The sequence below is a fragment of the Pedobacter ginsengisoli genome (genome assembly GCF_002736205.1).
GTDB lineage: Bacteria > Bacteroidota > Bacteroidia > Sphingobacteriales > Sphingobacteriaceae > Pedobacter > Pedobacter ginsengisoli_A.
The window spans coordinates 580,334-596,682 of the sequence record NZ_CP024091.1; the positions used below are offsets into that span (position 1 = coordinate 580,334).

Annotated in this window: 12 protein-coding genes and 1 tRNA gene; 7 read left to right on the forward strand and 6 right to left on the reverse strand. The window is 39.7% G+C overall.

Features of this window, described 5'->3' with window-relative positions:
* Positions 1–24 precede the first annotated feature (24 nt).
* The 3 genes from CPT03_RS02355 to CPT03_RS02365 form a co-directional block, all read right to left on the reverse strand.
* Positions 25–858, reverse strand: a complete 834-nt coding sequence (locus tag CPT03_RS02355) for a prephenate dehydratase (protein WP_099437340.1) — start codon at positions 856–858, stop codon at positions 25–27.
* 297 nt (positions 859–1,155) lie between these two features.
* On the reverse strand, positions 1,156–2,235 hold the full coding sequence (gene aroB / locus CPT03_RS02360) for a 3-dehydroquinate synthase (protein WP_099437341.1): 1,080 nt from the start codon (positions 2,233–2,235) through the stop codon (positions 1,156–1,158).
* Complete coding sequence (locus tag CPT03_RS02365; RefSeq protein ID WP_048906717.1) at positions 2,235–2,441, reverse strand: RNA-binding S4 domain-containing protein; 207 nt, start codon at positions 2,439–2,441, stop codon at positions 2,235–2,237. Before CPT03_RS02365 ends, aroB begins: the two co-directional genes overlap by 1 nt.
* 122 nt (positions 2,442–2,563) lie before the next feature.
* Between CPT03_RS02365 and CPT03_RS02370 the strand changes: the two genes are divergently transcribed.
* Positions 2,564–3,748, forward strand: a complete 1,185-nt coding sequence (locus CPT03_RS02370; protein ID WP_099437342.1) for a proline dehydrogenase family protein — start codon at positions 2,564–2,566, stop codon at positions 3,746–3,748.
* Between the two features lie 53 nt (positions 3,749–3,801).
* Here the strand turns inward: CPT03_RS02370 and CPT03_RS02375 are convergent, their stop codons facing one another.
* A complete protein-coding gene (locus CPT03_RS02375; protein ID WP_099437343.1) occupies positions 3,802–4,122 on the reverse strand; it encodes a DUF962 domain-containing protein in 321 nt (106 codons plus the stop codon).
* A 13-nt stretch (positions 4,123–4,135) separates the two neighbouring features.
* Positions 4,136–4,789, reverse strand: coding sequence for an HAD family hydrolase (locus CPT03_RS02380; RefSeq protein ID WP_099437344.1), 654 nt, complete (start codon positions 4,787–4,789; stop codon positions 4,136–4,138).
* 52 nt (positions 4,790–4,841) lie between these two features.
* Between CPT03_RS02380 and CPT03_RS02385 the strand changes: the two genes are divergently transcribed.
* Positions 4,842–4,915, forward strand: a tRNA-Ile gene (locus CPT03_RS02385).
* A gap of 190 nt (positions 4,916–5,105) precedes the next feature.
* Here CPT03_RS02385 and CPT03_RS02390 read toward each other — a convergent pair.
* A complete protein-coding gene (locus tag CPT03_RS02390; RefSeq protein ID WP_099437345.1) occupies positions 5,106–6,107 on the reverse strand; it encodes a glycoside hydrolase family 5 protein in 1,002 nt (333 codons plus the stop codon).
* Between the two features lie 627 nt (positions 6,108–6,734).
* Here CPT03_RS02390 and CPT03_RS02395 point away from each other — a divergent pair.
* From CPT03_RS02395 to CPT03_RS02415, 5 genes are all read left to right on the forward strand, one after another.
* Entirely contained in the window at positions 6,735–9,902 is a 3,168-nt protein-coding gene (locus tag CPT03_RS02395; protein ID WP_099437346.1) for a SusC/RagA family TonB-linked outer membrane protein, read from the forward strand.
* A gap of 10 nt (positions 9,903–9,912) precedes the next feature.
* Entirely contained in the window at positions 9,913–11,490 is a 1,578-nt protein-coding gene (locus CPT03_RS02400; protein WP_099437347.1) for a RagB/SusD family nutrient uptake outer membrane protein, read from the forward strand.
* Between the two features lie 29 nt (positions 11,491–11,519).
* Positions 11,520–12,734 (forward strand): glycan-binding surface protein, encoded by a 1,215-nt coding sequence (locus tag CPT03_RS02405; protein ID WP_099437348.1) that lies wholly within the window; start codon positions 11,520–11,522, stop codon positions 12,732–12,734.
* A gap of 82 nt (positions 12,735–12,816) precedes the next feature.
* The gene (locus CPT03_RS02410) at positions 12,817–14,292 is read left to right on the forward strand and encodes a cellulase family glycosylhydrolase (protein WP_099437349.1); all 1,476 of its coding nucleotides are present in this window, start codon (positions 12,817–12,819) and stop codon (positions 14,290–14,292) included.
* Between the two features lie 61 nt (positions 14,293–14,353).
* Positions 14,354–16,342, forward strand: a complete 1,989-nt coding sequence (locus CPT03_RS02415; RefSeq protein WP_099440981.1) for a sialate O-acetylesterase — start codon at positions 14,354–14,356, stop codon at positions 16,340–16,342.
* The last annotated feature ends 7 nt before the right edge of the window (positions 16,343–16,349 follow it).

Below are 16,349 nucleotides of genomic sequence, written 5' to 3' on the forward strand. Positions count from 1 at the left end.
TTTAAAATGATGTGTTTATACTAATTATACTTTGTCGTTTTTCTGATACTCGCCCATGATATTAAAGTTTACGGTATATTTCAGGGCCAAACGGACAGCCTTATCATAGTCTTCCATGTTTTTCCATTCCATATCTACATAGAAGTAATATTCATTTCTTTTTCCGAGAACAGGCATGCTTTGTATTTTACTTAAGTTAACTTTTTGCTCAGCAAAAATATTTAGTACCTTAACAAGTGCACCAACATGGTTACTTACCTGGAAGCATATAGATGCTTTATTTATAGGGCTTTCATTCTCAGTCCTATCTCTTTTAAGGATCAAAAATCGGGTGAAATTTTTCTTGTTAGATTCTATTCGTCTTTCAATAACATTTAGCTCATATAGTTCAGCTGCAAGTGTATTTGCTATAGCAACTGTATCTGTAAGCTGCTCTTCTTTAATACGTTTGGCGCAAGCGGCAGTATCATTGCCTTCAATAATTTGTATCTGAGGGTAGTCTTCAAAGAAATCAACACATTGGCGGATTGCAATAGGGTGTGATGTAGCATATTTGATATCCTCAAACTTTACACCAGGCAAAGCCATTAAGTGAAGTTGGATAGCCAGGTAAACTTCGCCTACAACTGCAAAATTGTACTCACGTATTAAAGTGTAGTTTGGTAATAAACTACCTGCAATTGAATTTTCAATTGCCATTACTACGAAATCAGCATCACCGTTTTCTAAAACGTCGCACGTTTGTTTAAAGGAGTTACATTCAATAGTTTGAATGTCTTTGCCGAAAAACTTGAATGCGGCCTCTTCGTGAAATGAAGCTTTAATACCTTGAATTGCTACTCTTGTTCCTTTTTTCATTAGAATATTATCCCTGTTTAATGGTTATGAAATTATCATAACTGTTTTTTTCTTTAAACGAAAAAAGTCCCGGGTTTAGGCCGGGACTCTTCGTATACATTTATCTTATTAGATCTATTGCATATTAGTCCCGGCTCTTACTAAAGTAGTAAAAGTAACCAAACCAATATGTAGTGATGTTTTTCAAAATTTTCTTTTTCGTTTCGCCAAATGTACTAACAAAATTTTATTTGTCAATAGTTAATTTAAAAAAATTATTTATTGTTTGTTGCAAGGTTGTTAGTTAGGTTCAAAACATTAGGCATTTTTGGCTTTAGATGTTAGGTTATTCAGATAAGCAAAACTATCTAAAATGTCGGTTTTTGATACCCTGCAGTTAAAATCACAGGCTCCAATGCGGCTTAATAGTGAGAACATAATTTCTCCGTTTTCATTCTTTTTATCGCTTTGCATAAACTCTAGCAATTGGTCAAAACTTTTTTCCTTAATATGATATTTAGGGTAAAGTTTTAAAATGTAACTGCTAATGTTGTCAAGCTCCTCGTTGCTAAGTGTGTTATTTTTAGCCGATAAAAAGGCTTCGCAAATCATACCTATCGCTATCGCCTCGCCATGTGTTAACGGGGCATTATCATTTATTAATGAATAGGTTTCAATAGCATGGCCTATCGTGTGTCCATAATTTAATATCTTTCTTAATCCCTTTTCGTGCGGATCTTCAGTTACAACGTCATTTTTTATTTCTACGGAACGATAAATCGCCTTGGCTTCAATTTTTTCGTAATCAACGCCTTGTAGTTCAGTATAATAATCCTTATCTACAATCAAACCATGTTTAATCATTTCAGCGAAGCCAGAAAGTAACTCTCTTTTAGGTAATGTATTAAGAAAAGAAGTTTCAATAAATACAGCTTGAGGAAGCGTAAATGTTCCTACCATATTTTTTACATTATCTACATCAATACCAGTTTTACCACCTACTGATGCATCAACCTGCGAAAGCAGGGTAGTAGGAATATTAATAAAATCTATTCCACGTTTGTAGGTTGAAGCTACAAATCCGCCCATGTCAGTAATTACACCCCCACCTAAATTTATCATCAGGCATTTACGGTCTGCCCCAAAATCCAAAAGTGTTTTCCAGATGCCAATACAAAAATCTATGCTTTTGTTCTCTTCGCCCGGGTCTGTTTCTATCAGATCGAAACCTGTAAAATCTCCCAGCATTTCCTGAAACTGAGGTAAACACAATTCCGAGGTATTGCGATCAACAAATACAAAAATCTTACTGTATTTGTTGCTTTCTAAAATTTCTGCTAAAGGAGCAAGGTTTGCTTCAAAGTGGATGGTATGTCCGGCACTGTCTAATTTGTTCATTAAATGATTGTTATTTTCTGACCCATAAAATCAATTACATCTCCAACCCGCACTTTTAACCTCTTGCGGTAATCTACCTTGCCGTTATATTTTACAAGACCATCTTCAACAACAGTTTGGGCTTCGCCACCGCTTTGTACAAGTGCAGTTGCTTTTAACAACTGAATAAGGGGAATGAATTCGCCTTCTAATTTAAATTGTATCATTATCAGACAAACTTAGATAAAATTTTTTACTGCCGAAATTACAATTATTTATAGTGTGTTCTACCAGTGGTAGCTATGGAATTTATACTTTTGCAAACGATTTGACTAACTGACATTCACTAATGGAGACATTCCCCAAAAAATCATTGAATTTTGATGATACTGAAGTTGCTTTCCGCAACAAATCTAACTCTGAATTAAACGCCGCCTATTGGCTTTTTAAAATAATAAGCAGTAATTTTTTAACTAAAGTTGGCCCTCCGGTTACCAATTTCTTTTTGAACATTGGCTTACCAATTAAGGGGATTATTAAAGCTACAATTTTTAAACATTTTTGTGGTGGCGAAACAATTGCCGAATGTGCAGAAACTATAACGCAGCTTTATTCAGGTAAAGTAGGTACCATTCTGGATTATTCTGTAGAGGGTGAAGATGAAGAAGCTGTTTTTGATTTTACCTGCGATGAGATTATCAGAACGATAGATCAGGCCGCTAAAGACAAACGTATTCCAATTACCGTATTTAAAGTTACAGGTATTGGCCGTTTTGCTTTACTTGAAAAGCTAGATGCAAAACAAACATTAACACCAGCTGAAGAAGCTGAATATGAAAAAGTAAAACAGCGTTGTGAAAGGATTTGCAGAACCGCTTTTGATAAAAAGGTGCCTGTAATGATTGATGCCGAAGAAACCTGGATCCAGAAAACAATTGATGAGCTTGCCGTAGAGATGATGCGTTTGTTTAATAAAGAAACCATTATTGTTTACAACACTTATCAGATGTACCGTCATGATAAACTTGCCGATTTAAAAGCAGACCACCTTATTGCGAAGGCTGCCGGCTATATTTTAGGGGTTAAAATGGTGAGAGGTGCTTACATGGAAAAGGAGCGCAAAAGAGCTGAAGAAATGGGCTACCCTTCACCTATACAGCCAACCAAAGAGGCCTCTGATATTGATTATAATGAATCGTTAAGATATTGCATAGCGCATATTGATGAGATTGCATTTGTTTGCGGCACTCATAATGAAGAAAGCAGCAGGTTATTAGCTGAATTGCTTGACCAAAATAAGATCGCTCATAATCATCCCCATGTTTATTTCGCTCAATTATTAGGAATGAGTGATAATTTAAGCTTTAACTTATCGGACGCCGGTTATAACGTAGCGAAATACGTGCCTTACGGGCCAGTTAAAGCAGTAATGCCGTATCTTTTCAGAAGAGCTCAGGAAAATACATCTATAGCCGGGCAAACGAGCCGTGAGCTTGGATTAATTATCAAAGAAAAGAAAAGAAGAAGATTGTAATATCAGAAATACTGTTTGAAAAAGGTAATATGCCCCAGGCATATTACCTTTTTTTATTTCTTTACTTTAAAGGGTTGACTTCCTGTTAACAATTCCCAGAATAAAATGAAGTCGCAAGCCAGGCTATATGCAGGATATTGAAAAGTTGCGGGTTTATTTTTTTCAAAAAAGAAATGCCCTACCCAGGCAAAGCCATATCCAACAATTGGTATACCGATTATAAAGCGTAAGTCGTGAAACAATACCGCTGTAAATAACAGTAATACGGCAAGCAGACTCCCAATAAAATGCAATATTCTACTAGTAAGATTACTATGTTCGCTTAGGTAGAAAGGATAAAATTCCTTAAGAGATTTAAATCTTTTTTCAGTCATGCTGCAAATTTAACTATAAGATGTGATGATCAATTAAAAACTGTTCCAGATCTTTAGGATGCTTATCCATTAAAAGTGTGTTAAGCCCCGCCTGCTTTGCTCCAACAAGATGTTGCGGGCTATCATCAATAAATAAAGTTTCTTCAGGAATGAGGTTGTTTTCTTTAATGACCTGTTCAAATATTTCGACGTTAGGTTTACGAAGGAACATCTGTTGAGAGTAGTAAGCTTTTTCAAAAAGGTGGTTATTATCGTTAACATTATATTCGCGTTGCAGATAATCAACAATCCAGTTATAGTGAATTTCGTTATTGTTGCTAAGTAAAAAGGTGCGGTACTTTTCTTTTACTTTAAGTAGAGTCTCATGTACTGCCGGAGAGGGAACACCGACTAATAAACTGTTCCATGCGCTGTCAATTTGCTCATCGCTTAAGTCCATATTGTTTGCTGCCTCACGTATTTTGCTACGAAATTGAGCGGGAGAGATAGAACCGGTCTCGAAATCATTAAAAATTTCATTATGACTTTTATGGGCAAAGAACTGCTGAACGTTGGCTATACCTAATTGTAAAAGAGCATTTTGGGTTCTTACAAAGTCTATTTCGAATATAACGTTGCCATAATCGAAAATAATATTTTTTATTTTTTGTGCTAAAACTGTTTCCATAATTGGATACAAATATGTAACATTGCACTCGCAAAATCTAATAAGATTTTCAGGGCCTATAGCTCAGTTGGTTAGAGTAGAAGACTCATAATCTTTTGGTCGCTGGTTCGAGCCCAGCTGGGCCCACAAAATTAAAAAGCCGCTTTTCGATAAGGAAAGCGGCTTTTTTTGTTTCTAAACGTAGATTTTTTTATCTGTGTCAATAACATGTGATTTTTCCAATATCTTTAACCACTTCAGTTTGGCAATCAAAATCAAGACAAAGCACAAAACGGGCAGGCCTTTCAAATATAATAAAGAGTTCAATTCCTGTATTTTAATTTTTGTTCAGTTTAATGAGCCACTGTCTTATATAAATTCCGGCAGGTGTAAGCATTGTGGACGGCCATTGTCCGGATGCCGAAGCACCGGGTAATAGCAATGCCGTGGTTTCTTTTTTATCAGTTAGGTTCCAATTGGCAGAACTTAGTTTATGCTTTTCCATCCAATTCATCCATCCGTCACTTTTTTGCACATCGAACACCCCATTTCCATTTGCCTCTCCAACGCCCCATTCAGTAACCATAATCGGTAGCCCTCTTGCAATAGCATGATCTGCCTTGTTCATCAGCTTTTCCTGGTGATTAGGATCAGATGCATAGAAATGAAAGGAATACGCAATGTTTTTAAAACCCTTAATGGGATCTTTCGCTGCTATATCAATATCCTGATCCCAATTAGGGCTACCAACCACAATAATATTTTCCTTGTCATTTTTGCGAATTTCGGTTATAACTTCCATTGCATAATCCTTTACCACTTTCCATTCTACACGCTCGGGTTCATTCCATATTTCATAAATAATATTAGGAACACCTGAATATTTTGCTGATATCTTTTTAAAAAAGGTTTTTGCTTCCTTTATGTTCAGATTAGCATGATGATCGTGCCAATCTATTAAAACATATATACCTTCCTTTATCGCCGCATCAATAACTGTTGTAATGAGCCTTTCCTGTCCAATAGGATCTTTCAAATACCCACCGTCAGGTTCAACAGCCATAGCGACACGCAATAGATTGATCTTGAAATCTGTTTTTAGCCAGCTTACAACTTCGTGATTATAATATTTCCTTCCTCCCCATGCGCTCCACGATAAACTTATCCCTCTTAATTGCGGTGGTTTGTTGTGGCTATCTAAAATTTTACCACTTTGAACTTTTAAAGCCCCATGTACACTAACTGGATTAGCGTCCTGTGCTTTGCAAAATGTGATTGACCATAAAAAGAGAATAATTACTCCTATAGATTGGAGTGTGCAAGGCTTACCAGCTACCATAGAAACTATAATGAAATGGCAAGTTAGCAATTTATCAGGTATGATTTGATAAAAAACTGCCCCCGTTGACGATCTTAGTACATTGTCTGTCGCACTGTCCTATAAGTATCAATCTCGAATGTTGTAAAGTAACCTCATTAGGTCGCTTGAAATCTTGTTATAGCAGTCCGGAATTTATTCACCTGGAAAAATATCACAATTTGTCTGGCTAAAACAAAGGAGAATGCTCAGGTTATATAAATGCAGCTCAATTTAATGCTCTATCGATTTACCAGCGTAACAGACGAATAATTACGTGCCTGAGACGCATATTTCATGTTAACATTAGTCCTATTCTCTTTATCATTTGAGGCATTCCCGGGTTTGCTCGGAGGCTATATTTGACCTTCATCTAACCAATAAATAACCGATCAAATCAAGGGAGGATTTGATAAAAACGAACTTTTCGCAAATGTTGACAACAGTTTTATTTACAAATCAGCTTTATGTCTTTCTAATTCAAGCAATCTTTTCAGGGAGCCACCGAAGGCTTGCATCTGAGGGATGTAAGGAATCCGTCTGCTGAATAAAAAGCCAACCTAGGTTGGCATTAACCGCAATAACCAATATAAACCAAAATAATCAAATATGAACCAAACAATTTCTATCAGGAAATTACCAATTTTTTTATGGTTGGTAACTTCAATGGTGCTCCTGCACTTAAAAGGATATACTCAGGAGAGGAAAATTACAGGAAAGATCGTCGCGATGGAGGATTCCGGCCCATTGCCAGGGGCTACCGTACAGGTGAAATCAAAAAGAACATTCGTATCTGCGAATGAAAAAGGGCAGTTTTCCATAGGAGCCAATACAGGTGATATTCTGATTTTTAAGATGATCGGCTTCCAACAGCAAGAGATCATGGTAGGTGATGGCAGTATCATCAATGTGAGTTTGAAGATGGAACATACAAAACTGGACGAAGTTGTTGTCGTTGGTTACGGGGAGAAGAAAAGAGGGGATCTTACCGGATCCATATCTTCTGTTTCCGGAGCTGATATTGTTAGGACACAGCCCACAACTATCGATCAGGCCTTGCAGGGGAAAGTACCCGGTGTTGTTGTACAGCAGATTTCCGGACAGCCTGGTGGTGGCGTTTCTGTACAAATTCGCGGGCTGTCAGGTTTTAGCAATAACCCTCCACTATATGTAATTGATGGTGTACAGATATTGCCTTCAACTGGTGATAAAGGTACCAATCCCTTATCCAGTATCAACCCCTCAGAAGTAGCATCCATCGATATCCTAAAAGATGCCTCGGCTACTGCTATTTATGGAGCACAGGCAACCAATGGTGTAGTTATTATTACCACAAAAAGAGGAAACTCGGGCCCTCCGCAAATTAGTTACGATGGATATGCCGGCGGCCAGGCACTGCCTAAGTATTATGATGTAATGAATTTGAGGGAATACGCAACATTTATGAATGAAAAGGGAGCCATTATAGGGTATGATTTAAGGCCTCACTTTGCAAATCCACAATATTTGGGTGAAGGAACGAATTGGCAGGAGGCTTTGTTCAGAACTGCACTTATGCAAAATCATAACTTATCTCTTAGCGGTGGTGATGCCAGAACTAAATACTATTTGTCTGGCACTTACTTTAGTCAGGACGGGATTGCTCTGGGTTCAGATTTTAAAAGAATTTCTACAAGGTTAAACCTGGATAGCAAAGCAACTGATTGGTTAAAAACCGGTATAAGTTTGCAATTGGCAAATGTGAAGGAAAACGTAACTACTTCTCAAACCGGTGTAATAAGACAGGCATTAAATCAAACACCTGATGTCAACGTCATAAATCCAGATGGCACTTGGGGAGGGAATGACCCCAATATTTATGGTGCTACCGGTGCCAATCCATTTGCCTTAGCGAGCATTGTAAAGGACCTTAAGAACAGATACGAGCTATTTGGGAATGCTTATGCCGAAATTCAGTTTGCAAAGGGGCTTAGCTTGCGTAATGAGGTAGCAGGAAATTTTTCAACTGCTTCAGAAGACCAGTTCGACCCTATATATACCATGGGATCCTATTCTAAGCTTGCCAACTCTGCCAATTATTCCAGCGGAAAAAATAGCTTTTATTCCCTTACCAACTATTTAACCTATTGGCGCTCATTCGGTAAATATAACTTAAATGCAATGATCGGGCATGAGTCTAAAGTGTGGGAAAACGAAAACGTATCGGCAGGCAGACAAAATTTCCCTAGTAATAACGTGCAGGCAATAAGTGGAGGAGATGCTACCACAGCAACTAACTCCGGTACAAAGGGACAAACTGCAGGCGAGTCTTATTTTGGCCGTATCGATTTTAAATATGAGGACAAATATAATTTAACCCTTAATATACGTAACGACGGTTCGTCTAAATTTGCGCCTGAGAACCGCTGGGTAACCACTTATTCAGGAGCATTTGGCTGGAGATTGAATCAGGAAAGCTTCCTGAAGGAGGTCAAAGCAATTAATGACTTGAAACTTAGGATTGGATATGGTTTACAAAATAACCAAAACATCCGCGATTATGCCTACGGCTCAACTTTAACCACAGTTGCAACATCACTATCAGGTACTTCACAGCTCATATCAGCTAATGGTAATCCAAATGTAAAATGGGAAACCACAAAAAGTTATAATACAGGTTTAGATGCAAGTATTTTGGATAGAAGGATTCAATTTTCTGTGGATGCTTACTACAAGAAAACAGAGAACTTGTTATTAAGTCTAACACTGCCATTATATTCAGGAATGGTTGATGCCACAGGTTATGCGCCGGGGTCTATCCAGTCTCCTTATATTAATATTGGTTCGGTGAGCAATAAGGGAATAGAATTTTCATTAACAACCCAAAATCTGAGAGGTAAAAACTTTAATTGGACAAGTAACCTTACCTTATCCCATAACAGGAATGAAGTGTTGGCCCTAAATACTGATGCTGCCGCATTGTATGGTTACGCCGGTAGCACGGTAATTACCAAATCAATTGTTGGCAGATCTATAGGTGAATATTATGGATACGAAACTCTGGGCACTTATAAAAATGCCGAAGATTTTGCAAAATACCCGGCAATACCTCAAAAAGGCGGACTTCCTATACCAATTACCAATGGTTCAGGCGGGGTTTGGGTAGGTGATGTTATTTTTAAAGATCAGAATGGCGATGGAATCATAGATGAAAGTGACCAGGTCTTTTTAGGCTCACCAAATCCAAAGATCCAATTTGGGATAAATAATAGCTTTAATTACAAAAACTTTGATTTGAATATTTTCATGTCTGGTAACTATGGCAATAAGCTTTTTAACCAGGTAAGGGTAGATGCCGAAAATCCAAACCAGAATTTTGGATATTTTAGGAATGTAATTAATTATGCCCGAATCGGTTTGATTGATCCTGCCGGTTTAGCTTCCGATATTAATAATGTATACATTACCAATCCGGAAACCACAATTACCAGAATCAGCCAGAGCAGTGGTAATGGAAACGAGCGTTTTTCAAGTAAATATATCGAAAACGGCTCTTTTTTAAGATGTAAAAGCATTACTCTGGGTTATAGTTTTGCGGAAAATTTCTTATCTAAAATTCATTTAAAATCATTGCGCCTATATGGTCAGGTAACCAATGTGTTTACCATTACAAAATATAAAGGATATGACCCTGAAATTGGTTCATGGAATCCTTTGGCAGCAGGTGTGGATAATGGATACTATGCACAGCCACGTGTGTTTACAATTGGGGCAAACATCTCTATTTTAAATAAATAAGACTAAAATTATGAAACATATTAAACTATACATATTTATCTTTTTTGCTGCTGTTATAACAAGCAGCTGTAAAAAATCCTTTCTGGAGAGGCCACCTTTGTCGCAAATTACAACAGATAATTTTTACAAGAGTACTTCTGATCTAAGACTTGCTACCGCGGCGTTGTACGCCCAGCCATGGAACGATTGGAATAGCTTTCCTTTGCTTGCCTTTGGAGATATTTTGAGTGGCAATATGTTGCAGCCTTACAATGCCGATTTGGCACAGTTAACTGCATTTTCGATAACCAGCGATAACGGACAGCTAACTACTTCATGGCGTTGTTTTTACAAAATTGTAGGTCATTGCAACACTAACATAAAAGCGATTAATACAAAACTACCTGACAGTGTGCCATTACAGAGTAAAAACGGTGCCCTTGGGGAACTAAAGTTTTTACGCGCCACTGCATATTTTCATTTGGCCCAGCTATGGGGTGCTGTACCTATTATAGAAGATAATGATGAGCTGATCAAAAATCCGCAGTTACCACGTCACCTGCTTAGCGATGTTTACAAATTTATCGTTAACGATTTGAGATTTGCCGCAGCATCTTTACCCATTCGTGACCAGCCCGGACGTGTTACCACCTGGTCTGCACAAGGCATGCTGGCTAAGGTATACCTTACCAAAGCAGGCGTTGGCGGAAGCAGGAACCAGGCAGATCTGGACAGTGCTGCTTTTTTTGCAAAAAATGTGATCAATGCAAGTGGCTTATCGCTATTGCCAAGCTATTATAATTTGTTCAGAACGCAATTTAATGATAATTCCGAATCGCTTTTTGCTTTTCAGTGGGCTCCTGGCGTAGGTTATGGCAATGGCAACGCCATTCAAACACAATTTGCGCCGAGCGGAGCTGTGGTTCCCCCTGGTGGTGGTTGGGGCGGTGCAATCGGACCAACCTTTGATCTGGATAGCCTTTATACGCCGCAGGATTCTATACGACGTAAAGCTACTTTCATGCTTACAGGCGATCACTACCCAGAATTAAATGCTGCAGGTGGTGGTTATACGGCAACAAACTGCAGTGTTAAAAAGCATATTGTGGGTACTGCCCTTGATAACAATTCGCCAACGATGGACATTTGGTCCTCTCCGCAGCATAATACGGTATTGCGTTTGGCGGATGTTTATTTAGTATACGTTGAGGCTTTATTAGGAACTGGTAATTCGACTTCAGATGCAGAAGCATTAAGAGTCTTTAATTTGGTCAGAGAAAGAGCGGGTGTTGATAAGGTCACAACCATTACAACAGCGTCTCTCAGAAACGAAAGGAGAATTGAATTGGCATTTGAGGGACAGTACTGGTTTGATCTGGTTCGCTTGTCTTATTATAATCCTCAGGGAGCTATTACTTTGTTAAACAATCAAATTCTACATCAGACAAGGATACAATTTACTTATGATCCCTCTACAGGTGTAAAAACAAAAAACACCAGCGATATGATTATTTCACCGCCAACCATTGCTACGTTTACCCTGCCAATACCAGCAACCGAGATTACGGCTGATCCGAAATTACTGGCACCTCCTGTAGCATATTACTAACCTGAATGATTTATTATTAAATATAAAATATGAAAAAGCTACTAAACAAAGCTAATAGCCATTTATTACTTGTTTTACTCGCAACACTGTTCTTTATTCAACAGGGGTGTAAAAAAGAGCAATCACCATCAACTTCCAAAGGTCTTCCGGTGATTAACAGTATACGTAATTATGTGGCGAGTCCGGGAGACTCAGTTTTAACCAGTGTAGGTACCGGAAAATGGATTGTTATTTCGGGCAGTAATTTAAGAGGTGCGCTTCAAATTTATTTTAATGGTGTGAAAGGTTCCTTCAATGACGCATGGTTTTCAGATACAAGTGCTATTGTATTGATACCTGAGGTGATTGCCTTTCCTTTGGTAGAGGAGTCTCAACTTAATACTATACGTTATGTAACCAATCATGGAGAAACCACCTTCTCGTTTCCCATTGTAGCGCCTGCTCCAACAATTTCTGGGATATCAAATGAAAGTGCCAATCCGGGCGACTCTGTTAAAATAAATGGATTTAATTTCTTTTTTATTGAGCGCATCAGTTATGCAGGAGTTGAAGTTACCGACTTTAAGGCTTCCAGTGATGGCACCTCTATCAGTATGGCCGTCCCGGCAACTGTGTCAACTAGCGGTCCGGTTCTTGTCCGTACCAAGTCAGGTGCTGATACTACCTTTTATCATGTACACGATTATGTTACCGGGGTTCTGAATAATTATGATGCCGTAAATAATTTTTCATGGGGTTCTGATGTTTCAAACAGCTCAGTGGATTTTCCGGGGAACAATGGGAATTATGGCATAATGAAAGCCTCAAACGTACCAGCCGGAAATGGAGAATGGTGGGGAGGTGGACGATCAATTAACACTAATGATGCGCAATGGGTAGCGGTAAGCCATTTACAGGATACCTTGAGTACTTATGCGCTAAAGTTCGAAGTTGCGGTGAAGAAACCTTGGCTAAATGGAACAATCCAGATTGTAAGAGATCAAAACTGGGACTATATGGCCCTTTACCGCCCATGGAGAAACGCCAATGGCTCCGCCACTGCTTTTAAAACGGATGGCTGGCAAACAGTAACCATTCCATTAACAAACTTTTTAAAAGCGAGCCTACCTGCATCAACTTTAACAGAACTACTTGGTCAGGAAGGGAAAGGTGCGATTAAATTTATGTTCGTAAACGACGGCTCTGACGTAGTGAGTAATTTTGAAGCTGCTGTTGACAATATCAGGATCGTAAAAATAAGATAAACTAAATTTTAGGCCCGTAATTTTTACGGGCCCTCATATGAAAGTTGTGGCTCAAACCTACAAATGCGAACAGAAAAAATAAATGAATCATCTAAAAAATATACAAATTAAAGGACAGCTGGTCCTATTGCTCCTGCTCCTAGTTATGGTATTGGCCTCATCATGTAAGAAAAAGGAGGTAGCGCAGGCAGAACTTAGTATATCCCTGTCAGAAGCCGCTTTTGAGCCGGAAGGAGGTACCTCCACAATAACAGTTGCCAGTAACAGTAACTGGACCATTAACAATCCCGCTACTTCTTGGGTACAGTTAAATCAGACACTGGGAAGTGCAGGCAGCACAGATCTGCAATTAACGGTTATAGCCAATGGCACAGGCGCTTCGCGCTCGGCAACCTTGATTGTAACATCTGGAAATGGTCAGTCCAGGCGGCTGAAGCTTTCACAAAAAGGCCACCTGTTTCCATCGTATAACACCTCGCCTCAAGCGCCCGACCAGACAGGTATGGGCAGTACAGCGGTGCAGCTGGCAGCCAAAATGCATCTGGGATGGAACATAGGCAATACCATGGAATCGCCGGGTGGCGAAAGTGGCTGGGGCAATCCACAAATTACTGAATCCTATATCAAATTTTTAAAGCAGACAGGATTTAATGCCGTAAGGCTGCCATGTTCATGGGACTGGCATCATTTAAGCGATCGCTCGAAAGCGCAAATCGACCCGCTCTGGATTAATAGAGTGAAAGAGGTAGTTAAGTACTGTGTAGACAATGACATGTATGTGCTGCTCAATATCCACTGGGATGGCGGCTGGCTGGAAAACAATATCAATCATGCCAAGAAAGATTCCGTTGATGCCAAGCAAAAAGCACTATGGGAGCAAATCGCTACCTCAATGAGGGACTTTGATGAGCACCTGATGTTTGCCAGTGCAAATGAGCCTGCTGCTCATAATGCTGAAGAGGTGGCAATACTCAATGGTTTTCACCAGACATTTATCAATGCAGTTCGCTCCACAGGTGGGAAGAATAGCTACCGCGTATTGGTAATTCAGGGGCCTGCTACTAATGGAGATTTAACCAATGAGTTAATGAATAAGCTACCTATTGATCAGGTTCCCGACCGCTTGATGATTGAAATACACAATTATACGCCTTCTCAATTTACCATACTAGATGGAGATGCAACCTGGGGTAAAATGTTTTACTATTGGGGAACAGGGTACCACTCCACTATTGAACCGGGTCGTAACGCAACCTGGGGTGAAGAAAGTGAGCATCCCAGAGAGTTTAGCCTGATGAAATCTAAGTTTATAGATAAGGGGATTCCGGTAATATTGGGTGAGTATGGTGCCTACAAAAGACGCGGTTCAAGAAATGTTCCATTAGATATCGAAAAACACAACGCCTCTGTAGATTATTGGAATAACTATGTGACCAAACAGGCCATCAAGTTTGGCCTTAAGCCTTTCTTTTGGGATACAGGTGGTGCGCTAGACCGCAGAAATAATACGGTGCTGGATCCCGGGACGATAAATGCACTTATTACCGGCGCTCATTAAATAAACCTTTGTGATCAGCATTAAAAAGATGAATAACACTTTAATACAGAATGGTCTCCATATGAAGAAAACAGTGGGATCTGTCCGACGGGTTACTTTAATAATTTTCATACTGTTTCTTTTCCTTCAGGGGCAGGGGTATGCTCAGATTACCTTGCCAAAAGTATTCGGTGACAGTATGGTACTACAGCGGGATATTAAAATTCCTGTGTGGGGCAGCGCAACGCCCGGTGCGACAATAGTTGCCGAAATTGGAAAGTTCCTCGCCACGGCAACGGCCGGTCAGGATGGCAAATGGAAGGTTCGGTTTGATCAAGTGCAGGCAGGTGGGCCTTACGAACTCAAAATTTTTGAGTTGGGAAAACCGAACTCTCAAATCAGACTTAAAGGTATCCTTGTCGGAGATGTCTGGCTTGCTTCAGGACAGTCTAATATGGAATGGTCTGTACAGCAGGCTCAGGATGCAAATAAGGAAATTGCAAATGCAAATTTTGACCAGATCCGTTTCTTTCAGGTGGCACAGGATAAGAAATTAAGTCCTCAGCAGGATCTCAAGGGAAAATGGAAGGTCTGTAGCCCTGGAAATGTGTCAACGTTTTCAGCGGTTGCCTACTATTTTGCCAGGAAAATACATCGGGATCAGCAGGTTCCGATCGGGATCATTCAAAGCACATGGGGAGGGACACCAATCGAGTCCTGGACAAGCCGCGACAAACTGCTTACCTCGGGGATTACCAAAGTGCGCACACTTGCAAATGATACCTTAAGCGAACAGAGCTTTATAAAAGATAGTCTTAAGATGGTTCATTTTTGGGATATGGTGTATCACCCGCAAAATAATACAGATAAAATAATACCCTTGCCGGGATATGATGATTCTAACTGGCCGGTTGTTCAGATGCCGGGAATGATTAAAGATTTCGGAATTGGACCCTATGAAGGGATGGTTTGGCTGCGTAAAACAATAAATTTACCTGAATCATTTTCCGGAAAAACGCTAACGATAAGCATTGGACGTCCGGAAACGAACTATTCAATGTATTTTAATGGTAAGGAAATCTGTAAGGTGGTATGGAATAGCAATGCAAGGCAGTCTTATACAATTCCTGCCGAATTACTTAAAAAGGGAGAGAATGTCATTACCATGAGAATCGCTATGTTATGGGGTGGAGGAGGTCTGAATGCTCCGGCAGACGAAATTTATATCACAGATGGTTCTGATAAGGTCTCTTTGGCGGGAAAATGGTCGTATGAGACAACAGCTGAACCGGCACTTCCTAAAATGAACAATTACCAGTATTATCCATCATTGCTCTTTAATGCGATGATTAACCCGGTTATTGCTTATGGTATCAAAGGGTTTCTCTGGTATCAAGGAGAAGCAAATGACTCAGCAGCTTATCACTACCGGAAGTTGTTTCCCATGATGATCAGTGACTGGAGAGAACGTTGGGGACAGGGTAATCTGCCCTTTCTGTATGCCCAGCTGGCAAATTTCAAGGACCGAAAGCCGCATCCTGCTGAAAGTGAATGGGCAGAATTAAGAGAAGCCCAGGCATTGACCTTATCACAGCCCAATACGGCGATGGCTTGTATCATCGACATTGGGGCTGCCAATGACATACATCCTACCAACAAACAGGAAGTGGGCAGGCGTTTGGCACTGGCTGCAAATAAACTGGTCTATAGGCAAAATATCATTGCATCCGGCCCAAGGTATAGACGCTATAGAAAAGAAGGAAACCGCATATACATCAGTTTTACCAATACTGCCAGCGCGCTTTTAACCAAAGGTGCGGAAGGATTGGCGGGTTTTGCCATTGCAGGTAAAAATAAACAATTCTATTGGGCTAAGGCTGCTATTAAGGGAAAGGAAGTAGTGGTTTACAGCGATAAAGTTACTGATCCTGAATCAGTACGTTATGGCTGGGCAGATAATCCTGAATGCAACCTGATCAATTCAGAAGGATTGCCTGCTGTTCCTTTCAGAACAGATAACTGGAGAGGGATTACTGCTCCTGCTGAACCTGGTGATACTTTAAGAGATTAAGCAATTC

Excerpts from the sequence above, each read along its gene's own strand:
- CPT03_RS02355 (WP_099437340.1), bottom strand. The coding sequence starts at position 858 with ATGAAAAAAGGAACAAGAGTAGCAATTCAAGGTATTAAAGCTTCATTT.
- aroB (WP_099437341.1), bottom strand. The coding sequence starts at position 2,235 with ATGAACAAATTAGACAGTGCCGGACATACCATCCACTTTGAAGCAAAC.
- CPT03_RS02365 (WP_048906717.1), bottom strand. The coding sequence starts at position 2,441 with ATGATACAATTTAAATTAGAAGGCGAATTCATTCCCCTTATTCAGTTG.
- CPT03_RS02370 (WP_099437342.1), top strand. The coding sequence starts at position 2,564 with ATGGAGACATTCCCCAAAAAATCATTGAATTTTGATGATACTGAAGTT.
- CPT03_RS02375 (WP_099437343.1), bottom strand. The coding sequence starts at position 4,122 with ATGACTGAAAAAAGATTTAAATCTCTTAAGGAATTTTATCCTTTCTAC.
- CPT03_RS02380 (WP_099437344.1), bottom strand. The coding sequence starts at position 4,789 with ATGGAAACAGTTTTAGCACAAAAAATAAAAAATATTATTTTCGATTAT.
- CPT03_RS02390 (WP_099437345.1), bottom strand. The coding sequence starts at position 6,107 with ATGGTAGCTGGTAAGCCTTGCACACTCCAATCTATAGGAGTAATTATT.
- CPT03_RS02395 (WP_099437346.1), top strand. The coding sequence starts at position 6,735 with ATGAACCAAACAATTTCTATCAGGAAATTACCAATTTTTTTATGGTTG.
- CPT03_RS02400 (WP_099437347.1), top strand. The coding sequence starts at position 9,913 with ATGAAACATATTAAACTATACATATTTATCTTTTTTGCTGCTGTTATA.
- CPT03_RS02405 (WP_099437348.1), top strand. The coding sequence starts at position 11,520 with ATGAAAAAGCTACTAAACAAAGCTAATAGCCATTTATTACTTGTTTTA.
- CPT03_RS02410 (WP_099437349.1), top strand. The coding sequence starts at position 12,817 with ATGAATCATCTAAAAAATATACAAATTAAAGGACAGCTGGTCCTATTG.
- CPT03_RS02415 (WP_099440981.1), top strand. The coding sequence starts at position 14,354 with ATGAAGAAAACAGTGGGATCTGTCCGACGGGTTACTTTAATAATTTTC.